The following is a 21,785-nucleotide window of genomic DNA, read 5'->3' as shown; positions in this document are numbered from 1 at the left end:
TTGTTTGCCAAGTCTTAAATAGTGCTGGCCGAAAAAGATTGCTCTAGCAGTTCATTCTTAAGTGCTTCCGTCATATCGAGAGGCTCTGCAAACTTAACCCCAACAATCCAGCCTTTTTGTAGCTTCTTGATATTGGCGATAGAGCAGCGGTTGTCTTCATCAATGTAACCACTAAGCGGGGACTCAATTGTGATTCTATCCCCAACAGCAAACTCTGGTTCAATCAGAGTGGATATACCACACCCAGAAAGTGAGAAGTCGACCAAACAGCCGTCGTATTTATTGCTCATGTGGTCGATCGCGCAATCGAGTTGCAATTTATAACGCTCATGTTCTCGTACTGGCTTCGTTGCAAACGTTGCAGGAATTCGAATAAACAACAATGGTGAAGGACGAACTAAGTTCATCAACACACTTGTTTTGAAAGCGACAACATGCCCAAGATCGGTGTCCGACACACCACGAATAACAACGTCGACATTGTTGAGTTTTCTAAGTGCTTGTTCTTCCAATAAGCGAGTAGGTATATCGAGGATGATATAAGCGTTTTCTTTTAGTCCCAGATAGGTCGCAGCGTAAATGTACTTTTCGTCCTGACCAAACTCAAAGTTAATTGAGAGTCGCATCCCTGTTTTTAGGAATTTATTCAGTTCATCTTTAGTATGAGTGGATGGCATAACTTCTGACGTTTTAATTTATTATCCAGACAGGTTATCAAATCGCCGTTTTTGCTTTCAATAGGCGAGATGAAAAGTTATGCAGTTTTATTCTTATCTGTGAACGGGAGGCTGATAATCTTGGCTAGGATCTTGTTTCATCAGAACATTGCTTGCGACGATGCTTCCGCAGGTCACGAACAGCAGCGCACACCAAGTGATAGTATCAGGTTGTTCGTTAAAGACAGGAATGGCTAATAACGTTGCTAATACGGGTGTGAGTGAGCCGAATGCCGCACTGGCTTCTGCACCTATGGTTCTAACCGCGTAAAGGAAGGTGAACGAAGCCAACAAGCCTGCTCCTATGCCTTGCAGTATCAAGTGACCAAACAACTCATTCCAAGGCCACTGATTTACAGGCGTTGTTGCAAGGTAGCTATCAAGCCAACCAAAACCAACCGCGATGATCAGTAGCGCAAATGAAATCAGAGAAACAAATCCAGCACAAACATACGCACTCAAATTGGCGACGCGGGCGCTGATGGTGAAGCCTGCCCACATCAAACTGCCAACCAAAAACAGAAGATGCCCTTTTAATTGCAGCCAGTTGTATTCTGCACCAACGTTAGATAACAAGAAGATCAGGATACCGAGTAAAACTGCGGATAAGCCAATAATGCGATGTTGACTCAACGGTTGTTGATAACACACTACTGCGATCGCAGAGACAAATAGAGGCAAAGTGCCAGGGATGAGTGCGCTGCCATGAGAGACGGGCGCAAAGTGCATCGCTGTACCAGCGACAAGGAGATAAGGCAGACCGCTGCCTACAACGATACCCAGTAAGTATTTGCTCGGTACAGCACGGATGTTATCCATAGACTTTAGAACGAATGGAAGCAGCACAATGGCAGGGATAAGAAAGCGCGCTAACGCAATGTCGGCGGGGTGAAGGTTTGATATCGCGCCTCCGCGTAGTGAGAGAAAAAATCCTGACCAAAGAAATAACGTTGTGATGATTGCGGCGTATCCAAGTGCCATAAGGCGTTCCGTGCGTTTGTAAATAATGTGTTAATTATCGAATGAAAGTGACGCTCAATGGTGGCAAAATATGACCGAATATAATTAGAACTTAGTGATTTTCATCTTTGAATGAATGTTATTTGGTGAAATTTGGCAGGGAAGACGTAATGGATAAAATTGATCGACTGTTATTGGATTTGATCCAACAAGACGCCACAATGACCACAAGCGAGCTCGCGGATAAGGTTGGGCTTTCTGCTTCGCCTTGCGCGCGAAGAATAAAACGCTTAGAGCAAGAGGGCGTGATCAGTGGTTACCGAGCAATGATTTCTCGCGAACAAGCAGGTATTGCGATGACAGTGTTCGTAGAAGTCAGTCTAAACAACCATCAAGCGACCTCTATTGATGACTTTGAGCAAGCAATTAGCGATATGGAAGAGGTGATTTCATGCCATGTGGTCTCTGGCGCTTATGACTACTTGTTAGAGGTCGTGAGTAAAGATCTCACCGGATACGAAGCTTTCACGCGTAAACTACAACGACTTGAAAACGTCAAAGACATCCATACGCATCTGGCCATCCGCCAAGTTAAGGGTAATGGTAACCTACCAATTTACTCATAAATACGGCGATTCACGGCTAACCCATACAAAGGTAAAAAGGCATTATGAAGTGGCTCGATAGATTACGTATCGCACACTATCACCGCAAAAGACACAAGCAGTTTGGCGACGACAAAGCCAGAACGCTTGGTTGGCAAGACACTTTTAGCCAAATCACGCGCTTTGAAGCTCTATGCCGAGATCTAGAGTTAGATGGTAAAAGCGTTCTCGATATTGGTTGTGGTTATGGAGACTTATTGACCTTCATCGAACAAAAGGGCAGTAGCCCAAGTCTTTATGTTGGCATCGATCAGCAAAAACAGTTTGTCGCGGAGTCTCGCAAGCGCAGTTTCCGGACAAAGACTCAATTTATTCGTGGTGACTTTTCGAAATTGGTGCTGCCAAAGTCGGACTACGTGTTTGCTTCGGGTTCATTGAATTACCACTCCGCAAACCCGAATCATACAGTAGAGATGATAGAGAAGATGTATCATGCAGCGAACATCGCGTGTGCGTTTAATCTTTTAGATGAGGCCAAATTACCGAGTATGAGATTACTAGAATCTCATAATAAAGAGGGCGTGTTGCGTTACTGCAAATCGCTGAGTGAAAGGAGTTATCTCATTGAGGGTTATTCCGACCATGATTTCACGGTGGTGATGCCTAAGCTGAGCAAATAGCACGCAATAAAAAACGGAGCCAGTTTCCTGCCTCCGTTTGCGTATTCTTTTAAGCCTTATTGGTATTTGTATTTTGAGATCTCACAGTTGCCTGTGTGTCTATCAACCTTGAATGAGAACGCGGCTGAATGGTATTCCCTCCCATCGCTCCAAATTGTTTCTCCAAAGATTTTACAAAGGTCCAAATCACTGATTGAACCAAACTCTTTAACGTGCCTAACTACTGACAAAAACTTGGCTCTGGTAGCATTAGGACAATCCCTGTTACTTAATCGATTGATAACCATTGGTTTAGCATCATCTCCAGCCAAATGTGACTTTATATTAAATTTTGTTAATGGGTAAATTACCCAAAAACTGGTCGCAAGTACAGCGTTATTGTGACGTACATCTCTATAATTTAACCTGTTTGTCTATTAATTGCTCAATTTTTGAAAAGGGAACAATCCCAATATGAACAGAATTATTGGAGGCTATTTTGGGCGAAACGGAGCGCGTTGGCTTCTCGATCATACAGTCGTGCTAATCCAAGGTATTGTGTCTCCAGTTGCGTATAGTCTTTGGCAAGCTGAGAGGCGTTAACTTGATACCATTCGGCGGTAATCTGATTCGCTTTTTCATCCGAAATTTCACACTTCTCTGCGAGTTTCTCCCAGCCGTTGGCCATCCATATCGACTCTTTACTGAGCTTTGCTAACGCTTTCGCCTTGTTGGTCAGTTCTTCGTGATACTGAATGGATGCTTTAAGTTGATCTTGAAAAGCTCGTTGGTTGTTTTGTGCACGCCACAACAGGGTTAGTTCATGTAACGAAAAGGTTTGTGAAAGTAATTGTCTTTGCTTGTGTTCAGTTAGGAGTGCATTGAATGTCTCAACATACTGATTGTAGTTGGACTCTAAACGGTTGAATTGGGTAAGATTGTCATTCCACGAAGCGTGGTCACATTTGAGGCCCGCAAAAGCAGAAAATGGTGTTAGTAACCAAACCAATGTCCATTTGGTCATGATTGTTTTTACGTTAACTATTTTCACGTTATTAGCTTTCACATCAGTTATGCATCTTATATCAGTATAGTTTGTGTATTGGCGTCTACTGCGTAAGGAACGAAAAAGGAATTGAACATGAAGAAAGCCCTGATAGCATTGGTCATTTTGCTTCTGTTAGGTGGAGCAGGTGCTGGGTACTACTTTTTCTTTATGCAAAAAGACGAGCCAGTGGCTGAGCAAAAACCAGAGCCTGAGCAACCAAGCGAGCCAAAAGAAAAGCCAAAGCCGATCATGGATCTCGAAGCTCCGGCACCGGAAATCACCGAATACTACGTGATTGAGCGACGCATTAACGTGTACAACAAGCCGGAGAACCAAGCCTTAATCGTTGATACTCTCTACAAAGGTGAGAAAGTCTCTGTGCTTGAAAAAGCCGATGGTTGGTTCCGTTTATCAGATTACATCGTGTATGAAGAGGGTGGGGAAGAAACCGCTGAGTGGGTGGATTCAAAAGGGCTGTCTGATGCAGAGCCAGTTATCAAAGAACAAGAGCGTTTGGAAATCTTGGATGGCTACCTGCAAAAATCAGACGATTTAAAAACGCATTTAGATATGTTCCGCAACAAAACGCAGCAATTGCTTGATGATGAAACCTGTGACCCTAGTGATTTCGAAGAACTCGGTGGTTGGGTTCGCTCAGTTACCTATAAGAAGCGTAACGTGTATTTCATCTATTGTGGCGGGCTGGAACAAGAAAACAAAATCTACCTAGATGTGGATAAAGGCGAAATATTTTATCGATGAATATAGCCTCAACCCTTATGGCCTTTGCTTTCCACGATTGAAAACAGAGATTTATAACTTTTTAGTTGTTAAGTATAAGCAATAGGAATACTATCTCCGAGCTGAGTTGAAGAACTCGGCTCGTTTTGTTTTAAGTGAGCTATCATGCCTTGGATTTACGTTAGAAAACTGTTTTTGCTGCTTCTTGCAATGGCTTTGTCGCCAATGCAGGCGTCGGCTGCACAAACAGAACAAAAATCCTATTTGCCTCACTTTTCTAAACTGCAGCCTTTTACGGCAAGCAGCTCTACGTCTAACTCTCCGGTTGATTTCTCTGAACTGACTGAAGAAAGCACGCAGTCTCCGGTTTCTGAAGGGCATGCGCTTCAAGATTCACTGGCCATCTTTAATTCTCAGCGCTGGACATCGCACCTGCGTGAGAATATCGACGATGAACACATTGATTTCATTGGCGATTTAAATGCGCCTTTCTACGCTGATGCTGGCTACGCTTATAGCCTAATGGACATCAGCTGGCGTCAAAACCAATCCGTATTTAATCACTTCGTTAGCGACCATCGTATTTCCGGCTGGAAAGAAACCAATGCCATGTACGTCGCCCTCAATAGTCAGTTTTCTGCGTAAGCACCATCACTCTGCACATCTTGTGCGTTCTTAACACGACAACTCTTCGACAGAGCGATTGACGCTCTGGGCATTCTGTACCTGCATTTTAGTCAGGTGAGCGTTTTGTCGTGTCTTGAATCCAATTATTGAAAACTTCACTGTTTAGTGAAGGGATGATGTTTACATGAAGAAAACACCAAAACCACAAAAAACCAGAAAAGTGCTGAATCATTACTCAGCATGGAAATACGTCGTACTTATCACGACCATTATCATTTTAACCTTAAGTGCCATTCCAACTTGGTTTGGTGAGCAGCCTTCTATTCAGGTGACGTTTGCTGACCAAAACAACAGCGCAATGTCTGTAGTTCAGTTAGACCAATTGCTGAAAACGCACCACATTCCTGCGTCTAAGATCATTGAGAAAGATGGCAAAACCACCATCGTTTTTGATGGCGAAGACGCACAAAGTAAAGCGCGTGTATTGCTTAACGAACAGCTAGACAAAGATGACAACATTACGTTCTCTTACGTTTCTGTTGCACCTGAGTGGTTGAACGAAATGGGCTTTAGCCCTATCAAACTTGGTCTTGACCTTCGTGGTGGTGTGCAGTTCCTTCTGAACGTAGATGTGAACAAAGCGTTTGAAGAACAACGTGATGCATTAGTAGACGAGATCAAAGCAAGCCTTCGTGAAGAACGTGTTCGTGGCGTTCAAGTTCGTGCAGAAGCGCACAACCACATCGCAGTAAACAGCGAAAACGAAGCGGGCCTAAAAGCGGCGAGCCAGTTCATTCGTCAGAACTACCCAGGTTGGACAATGACAAGCTCAGACCGTGGTTTTGAACTTCAACCAAGCGAACAAAACATCCAAGAATTCCAAACCACGACACTTCAACAAAACTTGAAGATCATGCGTGGCCGTATCGAAGAGTTGGGTATTACAGAAGCGTTGGTTCAACGCCAAGGTAAAGAGAGCATTCGTATTGAGCTTCCTGGTGTTCAAGATCCTGCTCAAGCGAAAAACGTAATTGGCGCAACAGCGAGTCTTGCGTTCTACGAAGTAAAAGATGCTGGTCAAGCACGTAGCAGCCAAGATCTCGTTCTGAAAGACAACGATGGTCGCACAGTAATCCTAACTAAGCGTCCAGTACTAACGGGTGAGCACATCGTAAACGCGCGTGCGGGCGTTGATAAAATGGGCATGTCAGAAGTAAACATCTCTCTAGACCACGCGGGTGGTAAGAAGATGAGTGACTTCTCTGCAACACACATCGGCAAACCAATGGCGACTGTATACCGCGAGTACAAAACAGACGAACGTGGTATGACAGAGCGTAGCGAGCGCGTCATCAGTGTTGCAACTATCCAGTCTCAACTTGGTAGCCAATTCCGCATCACAGGTGCGGGCAGCATGGATGAAGCACAGCAACTTGCATTGCTTCTACGTGCGGGTTCTCTAACTGCGCCAGTAACCATTGTTGAAGAACGCACAATCGGTGCTTCTCTAGGTGCAGAAAATATTCAAAACGGTTTTGCTGCTCTAGCATTGGGTATGGGTCTAACACTGACATTTATGGCACTTTGGTACCGTCGTCTTGGTTGGGTTGCGAACGTGGCTTTGTGTGCAAACATGCTTTGCTTGCTTGGTCTAATCGCACTGCTTCCTGGTGCCGTGCTAACGCTTCCTGGTATTGCCGGTTTGGTTCTGACTGTCGGTATGGCGGTAGATACTAACGTAATCATCTTTGAACGTATCAAAGATAAAATGCGTGAAGGTCGCAGTTTCGCTCAAGCGATCGACCTAGGCTTCGACAGCGCGTTCGCAACTATTCTTGATGCCAACATCACCACCATGATCACTGCTGTGATTCTATACGCGATTGGTAACGGTCCAATCCAAGGCTTTGCGCTAACGCTAGGCTTGGGTCTGATGACCAGTATGTTTACTGGCGTATTCGCTTCTCGTGCAATGATCAATTTAATTTGGGGCCGCGATGGCCGTCGTGATGTGAGGGTTTAATCATGGTCGAAATGCTAAAACAAAATATCCGCAAGATTCGTTACTTCACGACTGTAGTATCGGTAATTCTAACGATTATTGCTCTGGTTGCTCTTGGAATGAAAGGGCTTAACCTAGGTCTAGACTTCACTGGCGGTATGGTTACTGAAGTGAAAGTCGATAAACAACTGACTAACCATGATCTGCTTAACGCACTTCAACCAAAGCTTGGTGAATCAACATCAGTAACACGCTCAGGTGAAGATGGCCGTTGGGTGATTCGCTACTCTGCGCCTGCAGAAGGTCAAACACTACCGAGCGTAGCTGATGTGCTGAAGCCTATTTCACACCAAGTAGATGTGGTGAGTAACAGCATCGTTGGCGCTCAAGTGGGTCAAGACCTGTTCGATCAAGGTGGCTTGGCACTATTAGTATCGGTACTAACGATTCTTGGTTACTTGTGTTTCCGCTTTGAATGGCGTCTAGCGAGTGGTTCTCTATTCGCATTAGCCCACGATGTTATCTTGGTATTAGGCTTCTTTGCGATTACACAAATGGAGTTCAACCTAACGGTGTTTGCTGCGATTCTGGCGATCCTTGGTTACTCGCTCAATGACTCGATCATCATCGCAGACCGAATTCGTGAATTGCTGGTGGCTAAGCAAAACTGGAAAACAGAGCAGATCAACGATGAAGCCGTACTGGCTACATTCTCTCGTACAATGGTGACATCAGGTACGACTCTGATCACTGTTGGGGCGTTGTGGATTATGGGTGGCTCGGCTCTGGCTGGCTTCTCAACAGCGATGTTTATTGGCGTACTTTCAGGTACGTGGTCATCCATCTCGATTGGTACGGTGCTTCCTGAATGGTTGAAGCTAGAACCAAAACACTACCTACCAGTTGAGATCGACACTGCACCATAATGCTTGGTGTTTAAGGTAAAAGTGCTTGCGCCACTCAATTTGAGTGGCGCTTTTTTATCTAGAGAAACGAGAAACGAGAAACGAGAAACGAGAAACGAGAAACGAAATGGAAAATAGAAGAGGGGCTATTTCACGCGCATCAAGCGATGTTTGACTGCACCTAAATCAAACTCAATGATTTGCGAACGCTTCATTGATTCAACTTTGGTAAGCATCGCCTCTTTATACCCTTTCTTTTTCATCCATTGTAAAGGCTCAGAAAAACTGTCTTCATTAACCACATAAGACTCGCCTTTATGTTCGCCCGCATAAACGTTGACAACCCACACTCGGGCCTGAAAATCCAACACTTCACCAATAGATTGCTTGAGCTTGTTTAAAATGTTCTTCATAACTTAGGCTTTTCTAACTCATTAATAGCCATACACCCACACCCATCATCAAGGTGCCAGCGATTCGGTTCATTAAGCGTACGTTTTTTGATTGCCCCAGTAAACGCTTCAATCCTTTGCCGCCCGTTGCGTAAAGAGACATACAAATGAACTCGAACATCAAAATAATAGAAACCAGTATGACAAGCTGAGGTGCAAGAGCAGCACTCTGATCGATAAAAGGAGGCAGAAGAGAAATCATAAATGCCCAGCCCTTTGGGTTCGCGATAGCGGTAACAAAGCCCTGCAAGACCAAATCCCAGTTGCCGCTGGTAGGGACATCAACGTTCTCAACATTGATCGCGAGTTTGCCTCTTGAGCGCCACATTTCGATACCCAAGTAGAGTAAGTAACCACCACCAATCAATTTAAGTGCGGTAAATAACCAAGGGTAGTTAAGCATAATGGCTGCGATACCAAGTACTGCTGAGACAGAAACGAGAGCAACACCAACTAATTCGCCTGCCATCATCCATAGGGTTCGTCGATATCCGACACTCATCCCTAGTGTTAGAGCAAGCGTCATGCACATCCCAGGCGTAATAGAGACAAAAAAGAAGGTGGGGATGAACATGGTTAACAAGGCTGTATTCATGAATATTGATGATTGTATAAGTAAACAACTAGGCCACAAAGATAGTGCAAAAGGAGAAGAGATGCCACCTCTAAACAATCTTGAATGCGCCAGTATAGAGTTAACATTCAATTATTTAATAAAACTTAAATAGTAATTAAATGCATGCGACATATTAGTGCGACATTGCACCAAAGAATGACATTTATAAATAAACGTGGCTGATTGGAATTAAGGTTAAAAGAATGTTTACTTGATATTTAATATTTTTCCAATAAACAAATTTATCACCAAGTGAGGTTTGTTTTAATAAATTAAATACTCAATAAAATGCTAACCAAATGATATATTTCATATTTATTAGTAAGTCGGTTAGAAGTATTGCTCCAATGATTTAATCGCAATTTATTACTTGATTGAAGAAGGATGATCTTAAACTCTTAGTCAATGTAACGCACATAAAAATGCGTGCAACTTACTGAATAATCAATGTTTTTTAAATTTAATAATGACATTGTAGTTAAGGTTTTTTCTTTTAAAACATGAGCTTATGTTAAGTTAACGTTTTTATAACATTTCAGTGCGAGTGAGATCTAAATCAATCTTATGCAAATGAATGAGTTTTTTATTTGAAATGTAATATTTCTAGGTTAACTTAAAATAAAAGGCAGCAGAGGATTTGTTGCCACAAGAATAAATTAACACGTCAGTTGGCGATACATTTCGCCAGTGTCTTAATTCGCTTTTTTAATGCCGTTAAGAATGGAGTCTTCAATGAAGAAAGTCGCTTTGATCACTGGATCAAAAGGCGGAATTGGTTCTGCTATTTCCTCTCAATTAGTGAATGATGGTTATCGAGTAATAGCTACTTATTATACTGGTAATTATGAATGTGCTTTGGAATGGTTTAATGAAAAAGGGTTTACGAAAGATCAGGTACGCCTTTTTGAATTGGATGTAACCAACACAGCGCAATGTGCTGAAAAATTAGCACTTTTGCTTGAGGAAGAAGGAACCGTTGATGTCGTGATCAACAATGCAGGTATCACACGTGATGGCGTGTTTAAAAAGATGACTGCACAAGCTTGGAACGATGTAATCAACACCAACCTCAACAGCTTATTCAATGTCACACAGCCTCTATTCGCAACGATGTGCGAAAAGGGTGGTGGTCGCATCATTAACATCTCTTCTGTAAATGGTCTTAAAGGTCAGTTCGGTCAAGCAAACTACTCAGCGGCTAAGGCTGGCATGATTGGTTTCTCTAAAGCATTGGCATACGAAGGTGCTCGCTCTGGCGTTACTGTGAACGTGATTGCTCCGGGATACACAGGCACGCCAATGGTTGAACAGATGAAGCCGGAAGTGCTTGAGTCTATTACCAACCAAATTCCAATGAAGCGTTTAGCGACGCCTGAAGAAATTGCAGCATCAGTAAGCTTCTTAGTGAGTGATGCCGGCGCGTACATCACTGGCGAGACATTGTCAGTGAATGGCGGCCTATACATGAGCTAAGGAGTGGGATGATGGAAAAAGTATTTATCGTTGCAGCGAAACGCACACCTATCGGTGCGTTTGGCGGAAGCTTAAAAAACACATCAGCAGGCGATCTAGCTGCGGTTGCGATCAAAGGTGCTCTTGAGGCCGCATCGCTATCTGGCGAGAAAGTTGATGAGGTGATCGTTGGTAACGTGATTGCTGCAGGGCAAGGCATGGGTGTTGGGCGTCAAGCGGCATTGTTTGCTGGCATTCCAGAGTCTGTCCCTGCATACGGCGTCAACATGGTTTGTGGCAGTGGTATGAAAACCGTCATGGATGGCGTTTCTCATATTCGCAGTGGCGACGCAGAAATCGTTGTGGCCGCTGGTGTAGAAGTGATGTCACAAATCCCATTCATTGTGCCTAGCGTTGTACGTGATGGTAATAAGATGGGCAACATGGAGTTGAAAGATCTCCTCATTGCTGACGGTTTGACGGACGTTTACAACCAATACCACATGGGCGTAACCGCAGAAAATGTGGCTAAGGAAGTGGGCTTATCGCGTCAACAACAAGACGAATATGCACTTTCAAGCCAGCAGAAAGCCGTGGCTGCGATTGAAGCGGGTAAGTTCAAAGATGAAATTGTCCCGGTAGAAGTCAAGCAGCGCCGCGAAACTGTTGTATTTGATACAGATGAATATCCAAAAGCGAACGCGACGCTAGAAGGTTTGAGCAAGCTACGTCCTGCGTTTGACCGTGAAGGTACAGTAACCGCAGGTAATGCTTCAGGTATCAACGACGGTGCCAGTGCCATCATTTTAGCATCAGAAAGCGCGGTTCAAGCGCATGGTCTGACGCCAATTGCTGAAGTGGTGAGCTACGCTCAATCCGGTTTGGATCCTAAGATTATGGGTCTTGGTCCTGTGGAATCAGTGAACAAGGCGCTGCAAAAAGCCGAGCTGAAAACCAGCGACATTGATGTTTATGAACTGAATGAAGCCTTTGCTGCGCAAGCACTAGGTGTGATTCATAAACTGGCAGAAACCAACCAAGTACCAGTGAGCTCAATTCAAGATAAAGCCAACTTTAATGGTGGTGCTATCGCATTGGGCCACCCACTCGGTGCATCGGGTAACCGCATTCTGGTTACGCTAGTACACGAACTTCACAAACAAGACGGTCAGTACGGTGTCGCTTCACTTTGTGTAGGCGGCGGTATGGGCACGGCTGTGGTTGTAAAAGCAGTTAAGTAGTTATTTAAACGGACATTTTTAATTCTTTCTCTAGGAGATAAACCATGTACACTGATTTCTTCAAAACTTTTAGCGATCAAACTGAAAAGAATCTAGAACCATACTTGAAGTTCAACAAGCTAGTGACAAAGAACGTGGAAGTTCTTACTGAGCTTCAACTGAACGCAATCCGCACTTACAGTGAAGTTGGCCTAAACCAGATGAAAGCAGCGTCTGAAATCAAAGACGTGACTTCTCTAACGGCTTTCAACAGCCAACAGCTAGCTGTTCTTACTAAGCTTTCTCAGCAAATGATGGACGACAGCAACAAGCTGCAATCTATCGCGAAAGAATTCAAAGAAGACGTTGAGCAAATGACTTCGGAAAACCTAAAGACTGTTACTCCTGCGTAATACGTCCGCTTATCGCCGCCCGAGCTCTTGGGCGGCGTTGTTTTTTCCGAATATAGGAGTAAGACTATGTTTCAACACTTCTTTTCGGACTATCTTGTAAAGCTTCAGGAAACCAATCATCAGTGGTGGCATGATTTCGAAGTGAACAAGGCAGTCGTGAATTCTCCTTTGAATAAGGCCATGCAAGAAGTGAACTTCGAAGATACTGCCAAACTGTTCGAGCAAGCGGCAAACCAGCCAGCGGCGATTTTAAAGTTACAAGCCGAATGGTGGGAGCAACAGCTTCAAATATGGCAGAACGTGGCACTGGCGGGCAACCAAACACAAATCATCGAAGCCGAGAAGGGCGACAAGCGTTTCTCAAACGATGCTTGGCAACAAGAAGCCATGTACAGCTTCATCAAACAATCCTACTTATTGTTCAGCAAGACATACCTCGACACGCTCGATTCTATCGAAGGTCTTGATGAGAAGACGAAAGAACGTATTACTTTCTTTTCTCGCCAAGCTATCAATGCACTCTCTCCATCTAACTTCATTGCGACTAACCCAGAGCTGCTTAAACTCACTCTTGAACAAAATGGTGAAAACCTGCTGACGGGGCTAGAAAAGCTAAAAGAAGATGTTGAGTCGAGTGCCGATATTCTCAAAGTACGCATGACCAACAATAATGCCTTCCGCGTGGGGGATGATGTTGCGACAACGCCGGGTGACGTGGTTTTCCAAAACGAACTGTTTGAGTTGATTCAATATCGTCCTTTGACAGAAAAAGTGAATGCAACGCCACTGTTGATCGTCCCGCCATTTATCAACAAATACTACATCCTTGATCTGACGGCGAAGAACTCTATGGTTCGCTGGTTGCTAGAGCAAGGCCACAGCGTATTTATGATGTCTTGGCGCAATCCGGGTAAAGAGCAGGCTCACGTTGAGTTTGGCGACTACGTAACTGAAGGCGTGGCGAAAGCGGTCACGGCGATTGAAGACATTACAGGCCAAGAGCAGATCAACGCAGCGGGTTATTGCATCGGTGGTACGGTTCTGGCGAGCACGGTTGCGTACTATGCGGCGAAGCGTATGAAGAAGCGCATTAAGTCGGCAACTTTCTTTACCACGCTACTGGATTTCTCTCAGCCGGGCGAAGTAGGGGCGTACATCAACGATACGATCATCAGTGCAATTGAGACGCAAAACAACGCGAAAGGTTACATGGACGGCCGCTCTCTTAGCGTGACATTCAGTTTGCTGCGTGAGAACAGCTTGTACTGGAATTACTACGTTGATAACTACCTCAAAGGCAACAGCCCTGTAGACTTCGACCTTCTGTACTGGAATAGCGACAGCACCAATGTGAGTGCGGCTTCCCACAACTTCTTATTGCGTGAACTCTATCTAGAGAACAAGCTCGTTCAAGACAAGGGCGTGAAGATCGGTGGCGTCTGGATCGACCTGAATAAGATTAAGATCCCGAGCTATTTTGTATCGACCAAAGAAGACCATATCGCATTGTGGCAAGGAACCTATCGTGGGGCACTCAATACTGGCGGCAACAAGACCTTTGTGTTGGGCGAGTCTGGTCATATCGCGGGCATCGTTAACCATCCTGCTAAAAACAAGTATGGCTACTGGTTGAACGACAACCTTGATGACTCTGCTGATGAATGGTTTAACAATGCCAACCATCAGGAAGGCTCTTGGTGGACGCATTGGCATCAATGGCTGTTGCAATTCAACCCAGAAGAGCAAGTTGAGCCGTTCCCGGTTGGTTCAGAGCAGAATCCTGTGATTGAAGACGCTCCTGGTCAGTACGTAAGACAAGTATTGCCAATCAAAGAGTCCTAAGCTGCTCCTCACATCAGTCTCATTTGGCGGCCTACCATGGTCGCCTTTTTTGTTTCTGGCGTACCTCAAGGAAGCCGAGGAGGCTTAGTGAGGGAGTGAAGCACGGAAGCTTGAATTGTGGTAATGAGAGTTTGAGTCGGTGGGAGGGGATTAAGAACAGAACTTCTTAGTACATTGTCAGCACTCTTGAATTGTCAGAACCACAAAGAAAAAACGCCAAGCAAATGCTTGGCGTTTTCCGTCAACAAAATAGGCAAAAATGTCGACTGATTCGAGGCAGATTAAACCTCTTTATCCTTACCTAGTGAGAGTAGCCATAGAGAGACTGCTGCTACTCCGACAAAGCCGGAAAGAATAATGACTGGCATTGCGCTGTACCCAAGGAAATGCCAGATAAAGGATTCAAGATTACTCATTGTCTTTGTTTCTCCTTATTGCCAGCCTTCAACGCCGTGCATGTCAGGCAGTTTGTGTGCGATACCTTTGTGACAGTCTACACACGTTTTCTCGCCTGAAGCCAGAGCGGTTGAGTGTTGTTCAGCTGCACGTTTACCCTGTTGAGAGTAATCCATGAAGTCGAACTCGTGACAGTTACGACACTCAAGTGAGTCGTTTTTCTTCATTCGTGCCCATTCGCGTTCTGCTAAGTGCTCACGACGTGCTTGGAATTTCTCCGGCGTGTCGATCGTCTTCGTTACGAAGTGCGCAAACAGCTCTTTAGATGCCTGAACTTTACGAACGATTTTATCAGTCCATTCGTGTGGTACGTGACAGTCTGAACAGATTGCACGAACACCAGAGCGGTTCGAGTAGTGAATCGTTTCTTGAATTTCAGCAACGATTGGAGCGTGACAGCCAGAACAGAACTCTTCTGTGTTGGTCGCTTCCATACCCGTGTTGAACGCGCCCCAAAATAGAAGACCACCAGTAAAGCCTAAGAATAAAACGATACCAGCGGCAGCTTTACTCGGGCTCGACAGTCTCTTCCAAAACGCTTTAAGTATTTTCATAAGTAACCTCTTAGTACTCGCGTTTCAATTACTGAAGCGAATCGACTGCCTTAAACTCGTTTTCCACTAGTGGAGTAGCATTTGTTTGTGGAACGTGACATTGCAAACAGAAGTAACGACGTGGCGACATATCTGCCAGTACCGCGTCTTCACGGTTAACGTAGTGCGTTACACTGATCTTGGTAGCGCCTGCGTCTTTAGCATTTTTCCAGCTGTGACATGCTAGACATTTGTTTGCGTTCAAAGACACTTCGTAGTTGCGGATGCTATGAGGGATCAGTGGCGGCTGATATACAAAGCTGTCTGCAACGATTTGGTCTTTTGGAAAGTCTTTGAAATCATCTGCAGGACGCGTGTCTTCAAGTTGTGCAGTACCACGTAGCGAGTCTAGACCGCCTGTGCCACCTGGATTGTCCAGCTCAGCTTGTGCAACGCCTGTCAACAAAGCACCTACAGATAAAAGTGCGATAAGGTATTTTTTCATCATTTCATCTCCGCCTTATGGCTTAAATTCTTTTTAGGCCGCCGAGTAGACGGCCCTTGCATTCGTTATTTGACGGTTAAGCGACTTTAGTGATTTTGACTGGACACTTCTTAAAGTCTGTCTGTTTTGACAGCGGGTCAGTCGCATCAAGGATCAACTTGTTAATCAAAATACGGGCATCAAAGAACGGTACGAATACCAAGCCTTCAGGTGGACGGTTACGGCCGCGAGTTTCAACGCGAACGCGTACTTCACCACGTTTGTTTGCAATCAGAACTTCTTCACCGCGACGAACGTTACGTTTCTTCGCATCCGCAGGGTGCATGTAAACCACCGCGTCAGGAACCGCTTTGTAAAGCTCTGGTACACGACGAGTCATAGTACCTGTGTGCCAGTGCTCAAGAACACGGCCAGTACATAGCCATAGGTCAAACTCTTCGTTTGGCACCTCTGGTGGCGCTTCGTATGGTGCAGAGATGATCTTCGCTTTACCATCAGCATTGCCGTAGAAGTCCCAACCTGAACCAGCTTTCGCGTACGGGTCAGAGCCTTCTTTAAAGCGCCATTGTGTTTCTTTGCCATCAACAACCGGCCAACGTAGACCACGTACTGTGTGGTAAACATCGTATGGTGCTAAGTCATGACCGTGACCACGACCAAACGTCGCGTACTCTTCGAACAGACCTTTCTGTACGTAGTAGCCGAAGTGGTGAGCGTCATCGTTCATCTCACGCGCTTCTTCGATAGGGAACTTGTCGACTTGACCGTTCTTGAACAGCATGTCGTACATTGTCTTACCGCGGTATTCTGGTGCTTTTGCAAGTAGCTCTTCTGGCCACACTTCTTCCATCTTGAAGCGTTTTGCAAATTCCATTACCTGCCATAGGTCAGACTTCGCATCGCCAATAGTCTCAACTTGTTGGTACCAAGCCTGAGTACGACGCTCTGCGTTACCGTAAGCACCTTCTTTCTCGATCCACATTGCTGTAGGAAGGATAAGGTCAGCTGCTTGCGCTGTTGCTGTTGGGTATGGGTCAGATACAACGATGAAGTTTTCTGGGTTACGGTAACCAGGAAGACGTTCAGTGTTGATGTTCGGACCTGCTTGCATGTTGTTGTTACATTGAACCCAGTAACAGTTCAAAACGCCGTCATGCAACATACGGTCTTGTAGTACTGCGTGGAAGCCAGGTTTTGGTGGAATAGTACCTTCTGGTAGTTTCCAGATGTCTTCTGCGATCTTACGGTGTTTAGGGTTAGCAACCACCATGTCTGCTGGTAGACGGTGAGCAAACGTACCAACCTCACGAGCCGTACCACACGCTGATGGCTGACCTGTTAGTGAGAATGGGCTGTTACCCGGAGTCGCAATCTTACCGGTTAGTAGGTGGATGTTGTAAACCAAGTTGTTCATCCATACACCACGAGTATGTTGGTTCATACCCATCGTCCATAGAGACATTACTTTCGTGTTTGGATCCGCGTATTGCTTCGCAAGCTCAATCAGTTTTTCTTTCTCTACACCAGAGATTTCAGATGCTTTCTCTACTGTGTATGGTGCAACTGATTTCTTGTACTCTTCGAAAGAGATAGAAGTTAGCTTGCCAGAGTTCGGGTTCTTCGCTGCTTTTTGTAGCGGATCATCGTCACGTAGACCGTAGCCGATGTCAGTATCTGCTTGCGTGAAGTTCGTGTGCTTGTTCACGAAGTCCCAGTTTACTGCATCGTTTTCGATGATGTAGTTTGCGATGAAGTTAGCAATCGCAAGGTCAGACTGAGGATTGAAAATGTAGCCGTGGTCTGCCAACTCAAATGAACGGTGGTAGTAAGTAGAAAGCACGTTCACTTTAACGTGAGGGTGGCTTAGGCGACGGTCAGTAATACGAGTCCAAAGAACTGGGTGCATTTCTGCCATGTTTGAACCCCAAAGAACGAATGCATCTGCGTTCTCGAAGTCATCGTAACAACCCATTGGCTCATCGATACCAAATGCACGCATGAAGCCTACTACTGCAGACGCCATACAGTGACGTGCGTTCGGGTCGATGTTGTTAGAACGGAAACCCGCCTTCATCATTTTAGCGGCAGCGTAACCTTCCATTACGGTCCATTGACCAGAACCAAACATACCGATGCTTGTTGGTCCTTTCTTCTCTAGAGACGCTTTCCATTTTTCAGCCATGATGTCGAAAGCCGCATCCCAAGATACAGGAGTGAAGTCGCCATCTTTGTTGTATTTGCCATCTTTCATTCGTAGAAGAGGCTGAGTCAGACGGTCTTGACCGTACATGATCTTAGAAAGGAAGTAACCTTTGATACAGTTAAGGCCTTTGTTTACTGGTGCTTCAGGGTCACCCTGAGTTGCTACCACTTTGCCGTTTTGTGTACCAACAAGAACAGAACAGCCTGTACCACAGAAACGACAAGGCGCTTTGTCCCATGTGATTTTAGTTTGATCAGAGCTTGCAATCAGATTGGTTGCAGAAGCCGGTAGTGTAATACCTGCGACAGCAGCAGCTGATGCAGCCGCGTTTGCTTTCACAAACGCACGTCTTGTCATTTTCATACTTCACCCTCGATTTGGGAATGTTGTGTTCCAGTGTCTTTTTCTTCCGTTTCTTCAAGCCCAGTTTCGATTTGGTGATAAACCAGTACTGTGCTCAAGACATTCGGTAAATTATTAATCGCATCGATAGTGTCGGTGATGAAACCTTGGTTCTCAGTTTCTAGCACCACCACGATTTTGCCTTCTGGGCTGTCACCGTAGATTTCTGCGTTTTCGTACGCTTCAATCTGGGTTTTGACCTCAGCCAGATGTTCAGGCAGAACATGGACTACCAGACTCGAAATGTGCACTTCGTTTAGTGACATACATCTCTCTCGTTTTATCGCCTTTCGCGCCGACCACTAACGGCTAGGCTGTTATATTGCTCACATTGATGGATGAAGTAGGGCACACTGAAACACAGGCGCCGCAGCCGTTACACTCATCAAGGTCTAAATTTGGTTGTGCTACTTTGCCAAGTTCTAACTTGAACTGGATTGCCATCGGGTCGCACATGTCCCCACAGCTTCGGCATTCGACATTTTGTTTTGCTAAACAGCTTTCGTTGATGCTTGCTTTTGCGTGCCATGGTTGTTCAGCTTCTGCTAAGAATAGCGGCTCTGGGCAAGCTTCAGCGCACTGATAACAAAACGTGCATTCATCAATCGAAAAATCGACCGCAGGAAATCCGCCGTCGCTTTTAGTTATAATCTTAGTTTCACAAGCCTCGATGCATTTACCGCAACGAGTGCAATCGTCTGTGAATTGAGTCGGCTTAGCTAACCAAGGAAGACGTACCGAATTATCTGGCTGCGCTTTACGTGCAAAAAGTCTTCTTCTAGAAAGGTCTACCACTTAGTCACCTCGGAAATTGAAACCCAAACTAAGCATAGTCCACAATTTCATTAATAAACTGTCATTTAAGTACACGAAATTGTAGTTTTTGACATATATCTATAAATACCTCTTAGGGGGTAATTAGGACGCAATATTGTTTTGGATCAATAAATTCCGTCGCAGGTGATCACATATTGATAAAGTTGAAAGATAATACGTGTTGTATAAAGACAAACATGGTTATCAAATGAGCGGAGTTCAGAGTTGTTTAAAAATGTGAAAAAGTCAGTAACGCGCACGATTGCGTCTGCCATGATGTTGATTTTGCTTCTTTCTGTCGCAACCACTGGCTTTGCTATTTTCACTCTTGCGTCGAGCTTAAATGATGCAGAGGCCGTCAACGTTTCTGGCTCTATGCGAATGCAGAGCTATCGCTTAGCCCATGATATTCAAAGCGAATCTGTCGATTATTCTTCACATATTGATTTATTTGAGCAGTCTATTTATTCCCACTCGATGCTCGCACTGCAGCATTGGTCGGTGCCAGAAGATATTACAAAAGATTACTATCGACTGATTCTTCGCTGGCACGAGCTGAAAACCGTATTAAAGAGCCAAGACAGAGATCAGTATTTGGTGTTAGTGGCTGGTTTTGTTCAACAAATTGATGGTTTCGTGTTTAAGCTACAGAACTATTCTGAACAAAAACTGATTAACTTAGCGTGGATTGGTGGATTAGGGCTTGGCGGGATCTTGTGCGTGAGCATGTTTGTTGTGCACTTTGTGAGGCTAGAAGTCGTAAGACCATTACGCGCGCTAGTGTTTGCCAGTGAGCAGATCCAGAACCGTTCTTTTGACGTTTCACTGAATGTTTCGAGTGACAATGAAATGGGCATTTTAACTCGAACTTTCAATCGGATGGCGACTGATTTAGGGAAGCTATATCGTGGGTTGGAGCTGGCGGTGGATGAGAAAACTCGCAAGCTTCAACATGCAAACCAAACACTCCAAGTACTGTATGATTCATCAAAAGAGTTGACCGCTTCTCGTATTCATCAAGAAAATTTCCAAGCGATTTTACAACATATTGCAAGTTTGGAAGGAATTCGTGCTGTTAAGCTCGAAATTGATCAAATTGGGGAACCAAATTGGATTCTTACGGAAGGGGAAGAGTGTCGTCATGAGTGTGACAGTGAATGCCACAGTAAGCCGCTTACTTTAGATGGCGAGCATCTTGGCTTCTTGCATTGGAAAGTAGGGCTACCTTGCCCAAATGAGTCCCTTATTGATAACTTTGTTCAAATCTTATCTCGTGCGGTATATTACAACCGAGCGCAACGACAAGCCGAGCAATTATTGCTGATGGAAGAGCGTGCCACCATTGCTCGCGAGCTTCATGATTCATTGGCTCAAGCCTTGTCTTATCTGAAGATTCAAGTGTCGCTCTTAAAACGCAGTGTGAAGAACATCCCTGATGAGAAAGCGATCGCGCAAACTAATCAAGTGATTGCCGAATTAGATACCGGGCTTTCAGCGGCCTACACCCAGTTACGTGAATTGCTGACTACATTCCGTCTAACGATAAAAGAGGGCAGTTTTGGTCAGGCACTTCAAGAGATGGTTTCGACGCTAGACGATCAAACGGCGGCTGAAATCTCTCTCAATAACAAGCTCTCTTCAACAGAATTAGATGCGCACCAACAGGTACATCTACTACAGTTGATCAGAGAAGCGACAATTAATGCGATCAAGCACGCTCAAGCTAAAAATATTGATATTCAATGTCTTGATTCTGAAGGGACAGTCACAGTGACGGTCACCGATGATGGTATAGGCTTTGAGCAACAAGATGAAAAATTAAATCATTACGGTATGAGCATCATGCAAGAGCGTGCGGCAAGGTTGCACGCCGACCTCAGAATAGAGGCAGCGAAGAATAGTGGCTGTATCGTAAGACTAGAATTCCAACATAGTAAGGAAGTAAACATTGACAGTGTGTAAAGTAATGCTGGTGGATGATCACCCACTCATGAGACGTGGTATTCATCAGCTTCTCAGTTTCGAGCCAGAGTTTGAAGTGGTTGCAGAGGCGAGCAGCGGCGCAGATGCGGTTGCTAAAGCTCACGAACTAGAACTGGATTTGGTACTTCTTGATCTGAACATGAAGGGCATGTCGGGCCTAGATACGCTGAAAGCGCTGCGCGCGGACGGTTGTGAAGCGCGTATCGTTATCCTAACGGTATCGGATAGCCCTGCGGACATCGAAGCGATTGTGCGAAGTGGTGCAGATGGTTACTTGTTGAAAGATACCGAGCCGGATGAGTTGGTTGAACTACTAAAACAAGCACACGAGGGTGACAAGGCATACAGCCAAGCCGTTGCTAAGTATCTGAACGAACGTGAAGGACAAGAAGACGTGTTTGACACGCTTACTGACCGAGAAACGCAGATCTTGCAAGAGGTCGCGCGTGGCTTCCGTAACAAGCAGATTGCAGATCGTCTGTTTATCTCTGAGTCAACGGTGAAAGTACACATGAAAAGCTTGTTGAAAAAGCTCAAAGTGCCTTCTCGCACCGCCGCGACTGTGCTTTACCTAGAGCGTTTTGGCGAGATCAAATAACCGCCCAAAGCTAAGCACATCTTAAGCACAA

At 45.0% G+C, this 21,785-nt stretch carries 24 protein-coding genes; 12 read left to right on the top strand and 12 right to left on the bottom strand.

Annotated features, from left to right (window positions below; all coding sequences use genetic code 11):
- Window positions 1–14: 14 nt before the first annotated feature.
- Together VCHENC03_RS21230 and VCHENC03_RS21235 are read right to left on the bottom strand one after the other, a co-directional pair.
- Window positions 15–677, bottom strand: coding sequence for a PilZ domain-containing protein (locus VCHENC03_RS21230; protein WP_009704764.1), 663 nt, complete (start codon window positions 675–677; stop codon window positions 15–17).
- A gap of 93 nt (window positions 678–770) precedes the next feature.
- The gene (locus VCHENC03_RS21235) at window positions 771–1,697 is read right to left on the bottom strand and encodes a DMT family transporter (RefSeq protein ID WP_009704763.1); all 927 of its coding nucleotides are present in this window, start codon (window positions 1,695–1,697) and stop codon (window positions 771–773) included.
- 149 nt (window positions 1,698–1,846) lie between these two features.
- Between VCHENC03_RS21235 and VCHENC03_RS21240 the strand changes: the two genes are divergently transcribed.
- A complete protein-coding gene (locus VCHENC03_RS21240) occupies window positions 1,847–2,302 on the top strand; it encodes an Lrp/AsnC family transcriptional regulator (RefSeq protein WP_005442405.1) in 456 nt (151 codons plus the stop codon).
- Between the two features lie 44 nt (window positions 2,303–2,346).
- A complete protein-coding gene (locus tag VCHENC03_RS21245) occupies window positions 2,347–2,961 on the top strand; it encodes a class I SAM-dependent methyltransferase (RefSeq protein ID WP_009704762.1) in 615 nt (204 codons plus the stop codon).
- 56 nt (window positions 2,962–3,017) lie between these two features.
- Here VCHENC03_RS21245 and VCHENC03_RS28165 read toward each other — a convergent pair whose 3' ends face one another.
- Entirely contained in the window at window positions 3,018–3,248 is a 231-nt protein-coding gene (locus tag VCHENC03_RS28165; RefSeq protein ID WP_078609136.1) for a hypothetical protein, read from the bottom strand.
- Window positions 3,249–3,424: 176 nt separating this feature from the next.
- Complete coding sequence (locus VCHENC03_RS21250) at window positions 3,425–3,964, bottom strand: ATPase (RefSeq protein WP_083481802.1); 540 nt, start codon at window positions 3,962–3,964, stop codon at window positions 3,425–3,427.
- Between the two features lie 117 nt (window positions 3,965–4,081).
- On the opposite strand from VCHENC03_RS21250, the gene VCHENC03_RS21255 reads away from it, so the two are divergent.
- The 4 genes from VCHENC03_RS21255 to secF all read left to right on the top strand — a co-directional run bounded on the left by VCHENC03_RS21255 (window position 4,082) and on the right by secF (window position 8,284).
- Window positions 4,082–4,750 (top strand): SH3 domain-containing protein, encoded by a 669-nt coding sequence (locus VCHENC03_RS21255; RefSeq protein WP_009704760.1) that lies wholly within the window; start codon window positions 4,082–4,084, stop codon window positions 4,748–4,750.
- Between the two features lie 144 nt (window positions 4,751–4,894).
- A complete protein-coding gene (locus VCHENC03_RS21260) occupies window positions 4,895–5,374 on the top strand; it encodes a hypothetical protein (protein ID WP_009704759.1) in 480 nt (159 codons plus the stop codon).
- A gap of 166 nt (window positions 5,375–5,540) precedes the next feature.
- A complete protein-coding gene (gene secD / locus VCHENC03_RS21265) occupies window positions 5,541–7,379 on the top strand; it encodes a protein translocase subunit SecD (protein ID WP_009704758.1) in 1,839 nt (612 codons plus the stop codon).
- Between the two features lie 2 nt (window positions 7,380–7,381).
- Window positions 7,382–8,284: a protein translocase subunit SecF gene (gene secF, locus VCHENC03_RS21270; RefSeq protein WP_009704757.1), complete on the top strand. Its 903-nt coding sequence runs from the start codon at window positions 7,382–7,384 to the stop codon at window positions 8,282–8,284.
- A 125-nt stretch (window positions 8,285–8,409) separates the two neighbouring features.
- On the opposite strand, the gene VCHENC03_RS21275 is transcribed toward secF, so the two are convergent.
- On the bottom strand, window positions 8,410–8,676 hold the full coding sequence (locus VCHENC03_RS21275; RefSeq protein ID WP_005435281.1) for a hypothetical protein: 267 nt from the start codon (window positions 8,674–8,676) through the stop codon (window positions 8,410–8,412).
- Between the two features lie 13 nt (window positions 8,677–8,689).
- Window positions 8,690–9,310 (bottom strand): LysE family translocator, encoded by a 621-nt coding sequence (locus VCHENC03_RS0125410; protein WP_032802106.1) that lies wholly within the window; start codon window positions 9,308–9,310, stop codon window positions 8,690–8,692.
- A gap of 753 nt (window positions 9,311–10,063) precedes the next feature.
- Here VCHENC03_RS0125410 and VCHENC03_RS21280 point away from each other — a divergent pair.
- The 4 genes from VCHENC03_RS21280 to phaC all read left to right on the top strand — a co-directional run bounded on the left by VCHENC03_RS21280 (window position 10,064) and on the right by phaC (window position 14,258).
- On the top strand, window positions 10,064–10,804 hold the full coding sequence (locus VCHENC03_RS21280; RefSeq protein WP_005435287.1) for an SDR family oxidoreductase: 741 nt from the start codon (window positions 10,064–10,066) through the stop codon (window positions 10,802–10,804).
- Window positions 10,805–10,815: 11 nt separating this feature from the next.
- Entirely contained in the window at window positions 10,816–12,024 is a 1,209-nt protein-coding gene (locus VCHENC03_RS21285; protein ID WP_009704755.1) for an acetyl-CoA C-acetyltransferase, read from the top strand.
- A gap of 44 nt (window positions 12,025–12,068) precedes the next feature.
- Window positions 12,069–12,416: a phasin family protein gene (locus VCHENC03_RS21290; RefSeq protein WP_005435289.1), complete on the top strand. Its 348-nt coding sequence runs from the start codon at window positions 12,069–12,071 to the stop codon at window positions 12,414–12,416.
- Window positions 12,417–12,482: 66 nt separating this feature from the next.
- Window positions 12,483–14,258 carry a class I poly(R)-hydroxyalkanoic acid synthase gene (phaC, locus tag VCHENC03_RS21295; protein ID WP_009704754.1) on the top strand — a complete coding sequence of 592 codons (1,776 nt, stop codon included), beginning with the start codon at window positions 12,483–12,485 and terminating at the stop codon, window positions 14,256–14,258.
- Window positions 14,259–14,539: 281 nt separating this feature from the next.
- Here phaC and VCHENC03_RS26630 read toward each other — a convergent pair whose 3' ends face one another.
- The 6 genes from VCHENC03_RS26630 to napF form a co-directional block, all read right to left on the bottom strand.
- Entirely contained in the window at window positions 14,540–14,674 is a 135-nt protein-coding gene (locus VCHENC03_RS26630) for a TIGR02808 family protein (protein ID WP_009704753.1), read from the bottom strand.
- 15 nt (window positions 14,675–14,689) lie between these two features.
- The gene (locus VCHENC03_RS21300; protein ID WP_005435291.1) at window positions 14,690–15,268 is read right to left on the bottom strand and encodes a NapC/NirT family cytochrome c; all 579 of its coding nucleotides are present in this window, start codon (window positions 15,266–15,268) and stop codon (window positions 14,690–14,692) included.
- A gap of 28 nt (window positions 15,269–15,296) precedes the next feature.
- Entirely contained in the window at window positions 15,297–15,752 is a 456-nt protein-coding gene (locus VCHENC03_RS21305; protein ID WP_009704752.1) for a nitrate reductase cytochrome c-type subunit, read from the bottom strand.
- Between the two features lie 76 nt (window positions 15,753–15,828).
- The gene (gene napA, locus VCHENC03_RS21310) at window positions 15,829–18,318 is read right to left on the bottom strand and encodes a periplasmic nitrate reductase subunit alpha (RefSeq protein WP_009704751.1); all 2,490 of its coding nucleotides are present in this window, start codon (window positions 18,316–18,318) and stop codon (window positions 15,829–15,831) included.
- A complete protein-coding gene (locus tag VCHENC03_RS21315; RefSeq protein ID WP_005433349.1) occupies window positions 18,315–18,623 on the bottom strand; it encodes a chaperone NapD in 309 nt (102 codons plus the stop codon). The genes napA and VCHENC03_RS21315 overlap by 4 nt, the downstream gene beginning before the upstream one ends.
- A 43-nt stretch (window positions 18,624–18,666) precedes the next feature.
- Window positions 18,667–19,152, bottom strand: coding sequence for a ferredoxin-type protein NapF (gene napF / locus VCHENC03_RS21320; RefSeq protein WP_009704750.1), 486 nt, complete (start codon window positions 19,150–19,152; stop codon window positions 18,667–18,669).
- A gap of 246 nt (window positions 19,153–19,398) precedes the next feature.
- On the opposite strand from napF, the gene narQ reads away from it, so the two are divergent.
- Window positions 19,399–21,135 (top strand): nitrate/nitrite two-component system sensor histidine kinase NarQ, encoded by a 1,737-nt coding sequence (gene narQ / locus VCHENC03_RS21325; protein WP_009704749.1) that lies wholly within the window; start codon window positions 19,399–19,401, stop codon window positions 21,133–21,135.
- Window positions 21,122–21,754: a response regulator gene (locus VCHENC03_RS21330; RefSeq protein ID WP_009704748.1), complete on the top strand. Its 633-nt coding sequence runs from the start codon at window positions 21,122–21,124 to the stop codon at window positions 21,752–21,754. Before narQ ends, VCHENC03_RS21330 begins: the two co-directional genes overlap by 14 nt.
- Window positions 21,755–21,785: the final 31 nt, after the last annotated feature.

The sequence above is a fragment of the Vibrio sp. HENC-03 genome (assembly GCF_000305755.2).
GTDB classification, from domain to species: Bacteria; Pseudomonadota; Gammaproteobacteria; order Enterobacterales; family Vibrionaceae; genus Vibrio; species Vibrio owensii.
The sequence above is the reverse complement of the archived record's forward strand: the minus strand, read 5'-3'. Positions and strand labels throughout refer to the sequence as shown.

Excerpts from the sequence above, each read along its gene's own strand:
- VCHENC03_RS21230 (WP_009704764.1), bottom strand. The coding sequence starts at position 677 with ATGCCATCCACTCATACTAAAGATGAACTGAATAAATTCCTAAAAACA.
- VCHENC03_RS21235 (WP_009704763.1), bottom strand. The coding sequence starts at position 1,697 with ATGGCACTTGGATACGCCGCAATCATCACAACGTTATTTCTTTGGTCA.
- VCHENC03_RS21240 (WP_005442405.1), top strand. The coding sequence starts at position 1,847 with ATGGATAAAATTGATCGACTGTTATTGGATTTGATCCAACAAGACGCC.
- VCHENC03_RS21245 (WP_009704762.1), top strand. The coding sequence starts at position 2,347 with ATGAAGTGGCTCGATAGATTACGTATCGCACACTATCACCGCAAAAGA.
- VCHENC03_RS28165 (WP_078609136.1), bottom strand. The coding sequence starts at position 3,248 with ATGGTTATCAATCGATTAAGTAACAGGGATTGTCCTAATGCTACCAGA.
- VCHENC03_RS21250 (WP_083481802.1), bottom strand. The coding sequence starts at position 3,964 with ATGACCAAATGGACATTGGTTTGGTTACTAACACCATTTTCTGCTTTT.
- VCHENC03_RS21255 (WP_009704760.1), top strand. The coding sequence starts at position 4,082 with ATGAAGAAAGCCCTGATAGCATTGGTCATTTTGCTTCTGTTAGGTGGA.
- VCHENC03_RS21260 (WP_009704759.1), top strand. The coding sequence starts at position 4,895 with ATGCCTTGGATTTACGTTAGAAAACTGTTTTTGCTGCTTCTTGCAATG.
- secD (WP_009704758.1), top strand. The coding sequence starts at position 5,541 with ATGAAGAAAACACCAAAACCACAAAAAACCAGAAAAGTGCTGAATCAT.
- secF (WP_009704757.1), top strand. The coding sequence starts at position 7,382 with ATGGTCGAAATGCTAAAACAAAATATCCGCAAGATTCGTTACTTCACG.
- VCHENC03_RS21275 (WP_005435281.1), bottom strand. The coding sequence starts at position 8,676 with ATGAAGAACATTTTAAACAAGCTCAAGCAATCTATTGGTGAAGTGTTG.
- VCHENC03_RS0125410 (WP_032802106.1), bottom strand. The coding sequence starts at position 9,310 with ATGAATACAGCCTTGTTAACCATGTTCATCCCCACCTTCTTTTTTGTC.
- VCHENC03_RS21280 (WP_005435287.1), top strand. The coding sequence starts at position 10,064 with ATGAAGAAAGTCGCTTTGATCACTGGATCAAAAGGCGGAATTGGTTCT.
- VCHENC03_RS21285 (WP_009704755.1), top strand. The coding sequence starts at position 10,816 with ATGGAAAAAGTATTTATCGTTGCAGCGAAACGCACACCTATCGGTGCG.
- VCHENC03_RS21290 (WP_005435289.1), top strand. The coding sequence starts at position 12,069 with ATGTACACTGATTTCTTCAAAACTTTTAGCGATCAAACTGAAAAGAAT.
- phaC (WP_009704754.1), top strand. The coding sequence starts at position 12,483 with ATGTTTCAACACTTCTTTTCGGACTATCTTGTAAAGCTTCAGGAAACC.
- VCHENC03_RS26630 (WP_009704753.1), bottom strand. The coding sequence starts at position 14,674 with ATGAGTAATCTTGAATCCTTTATCTGGCATTTCCTTGGGTACAGCGCA.
- VCHENC03_RS21300 (WP_005435291.1), bottom strand. The coding sequence starts at position 15,268 with ATGAAAATACTTAAAGCGTTTTGGAAGAGACTGTCGAGCCCGAGTAAA.
- VCHENC03_RS21305 (WP_009704752.1), bottom strand. The coding sequence starts at position 15,752 with ATGAAAAAATACCTTATCGCACTTTTATCTGTAGGTGCTTTGTTGACA.
- napA (WP_009704751.1), bottom strand. The coding sequence starts at position 18,318 with ATGAAAATGACAAGACGTGCGTTTGTGAAAGCAAACGCGGCTGCATCA.
- VCHENC03_RS21315 (WP_005433349.1), bottom strand. The coding sequence starts at position 18,623 with ATGTCACTAAACGAAGTGCACATTTCGAGTCTGGTAGTCCATGTTCTG.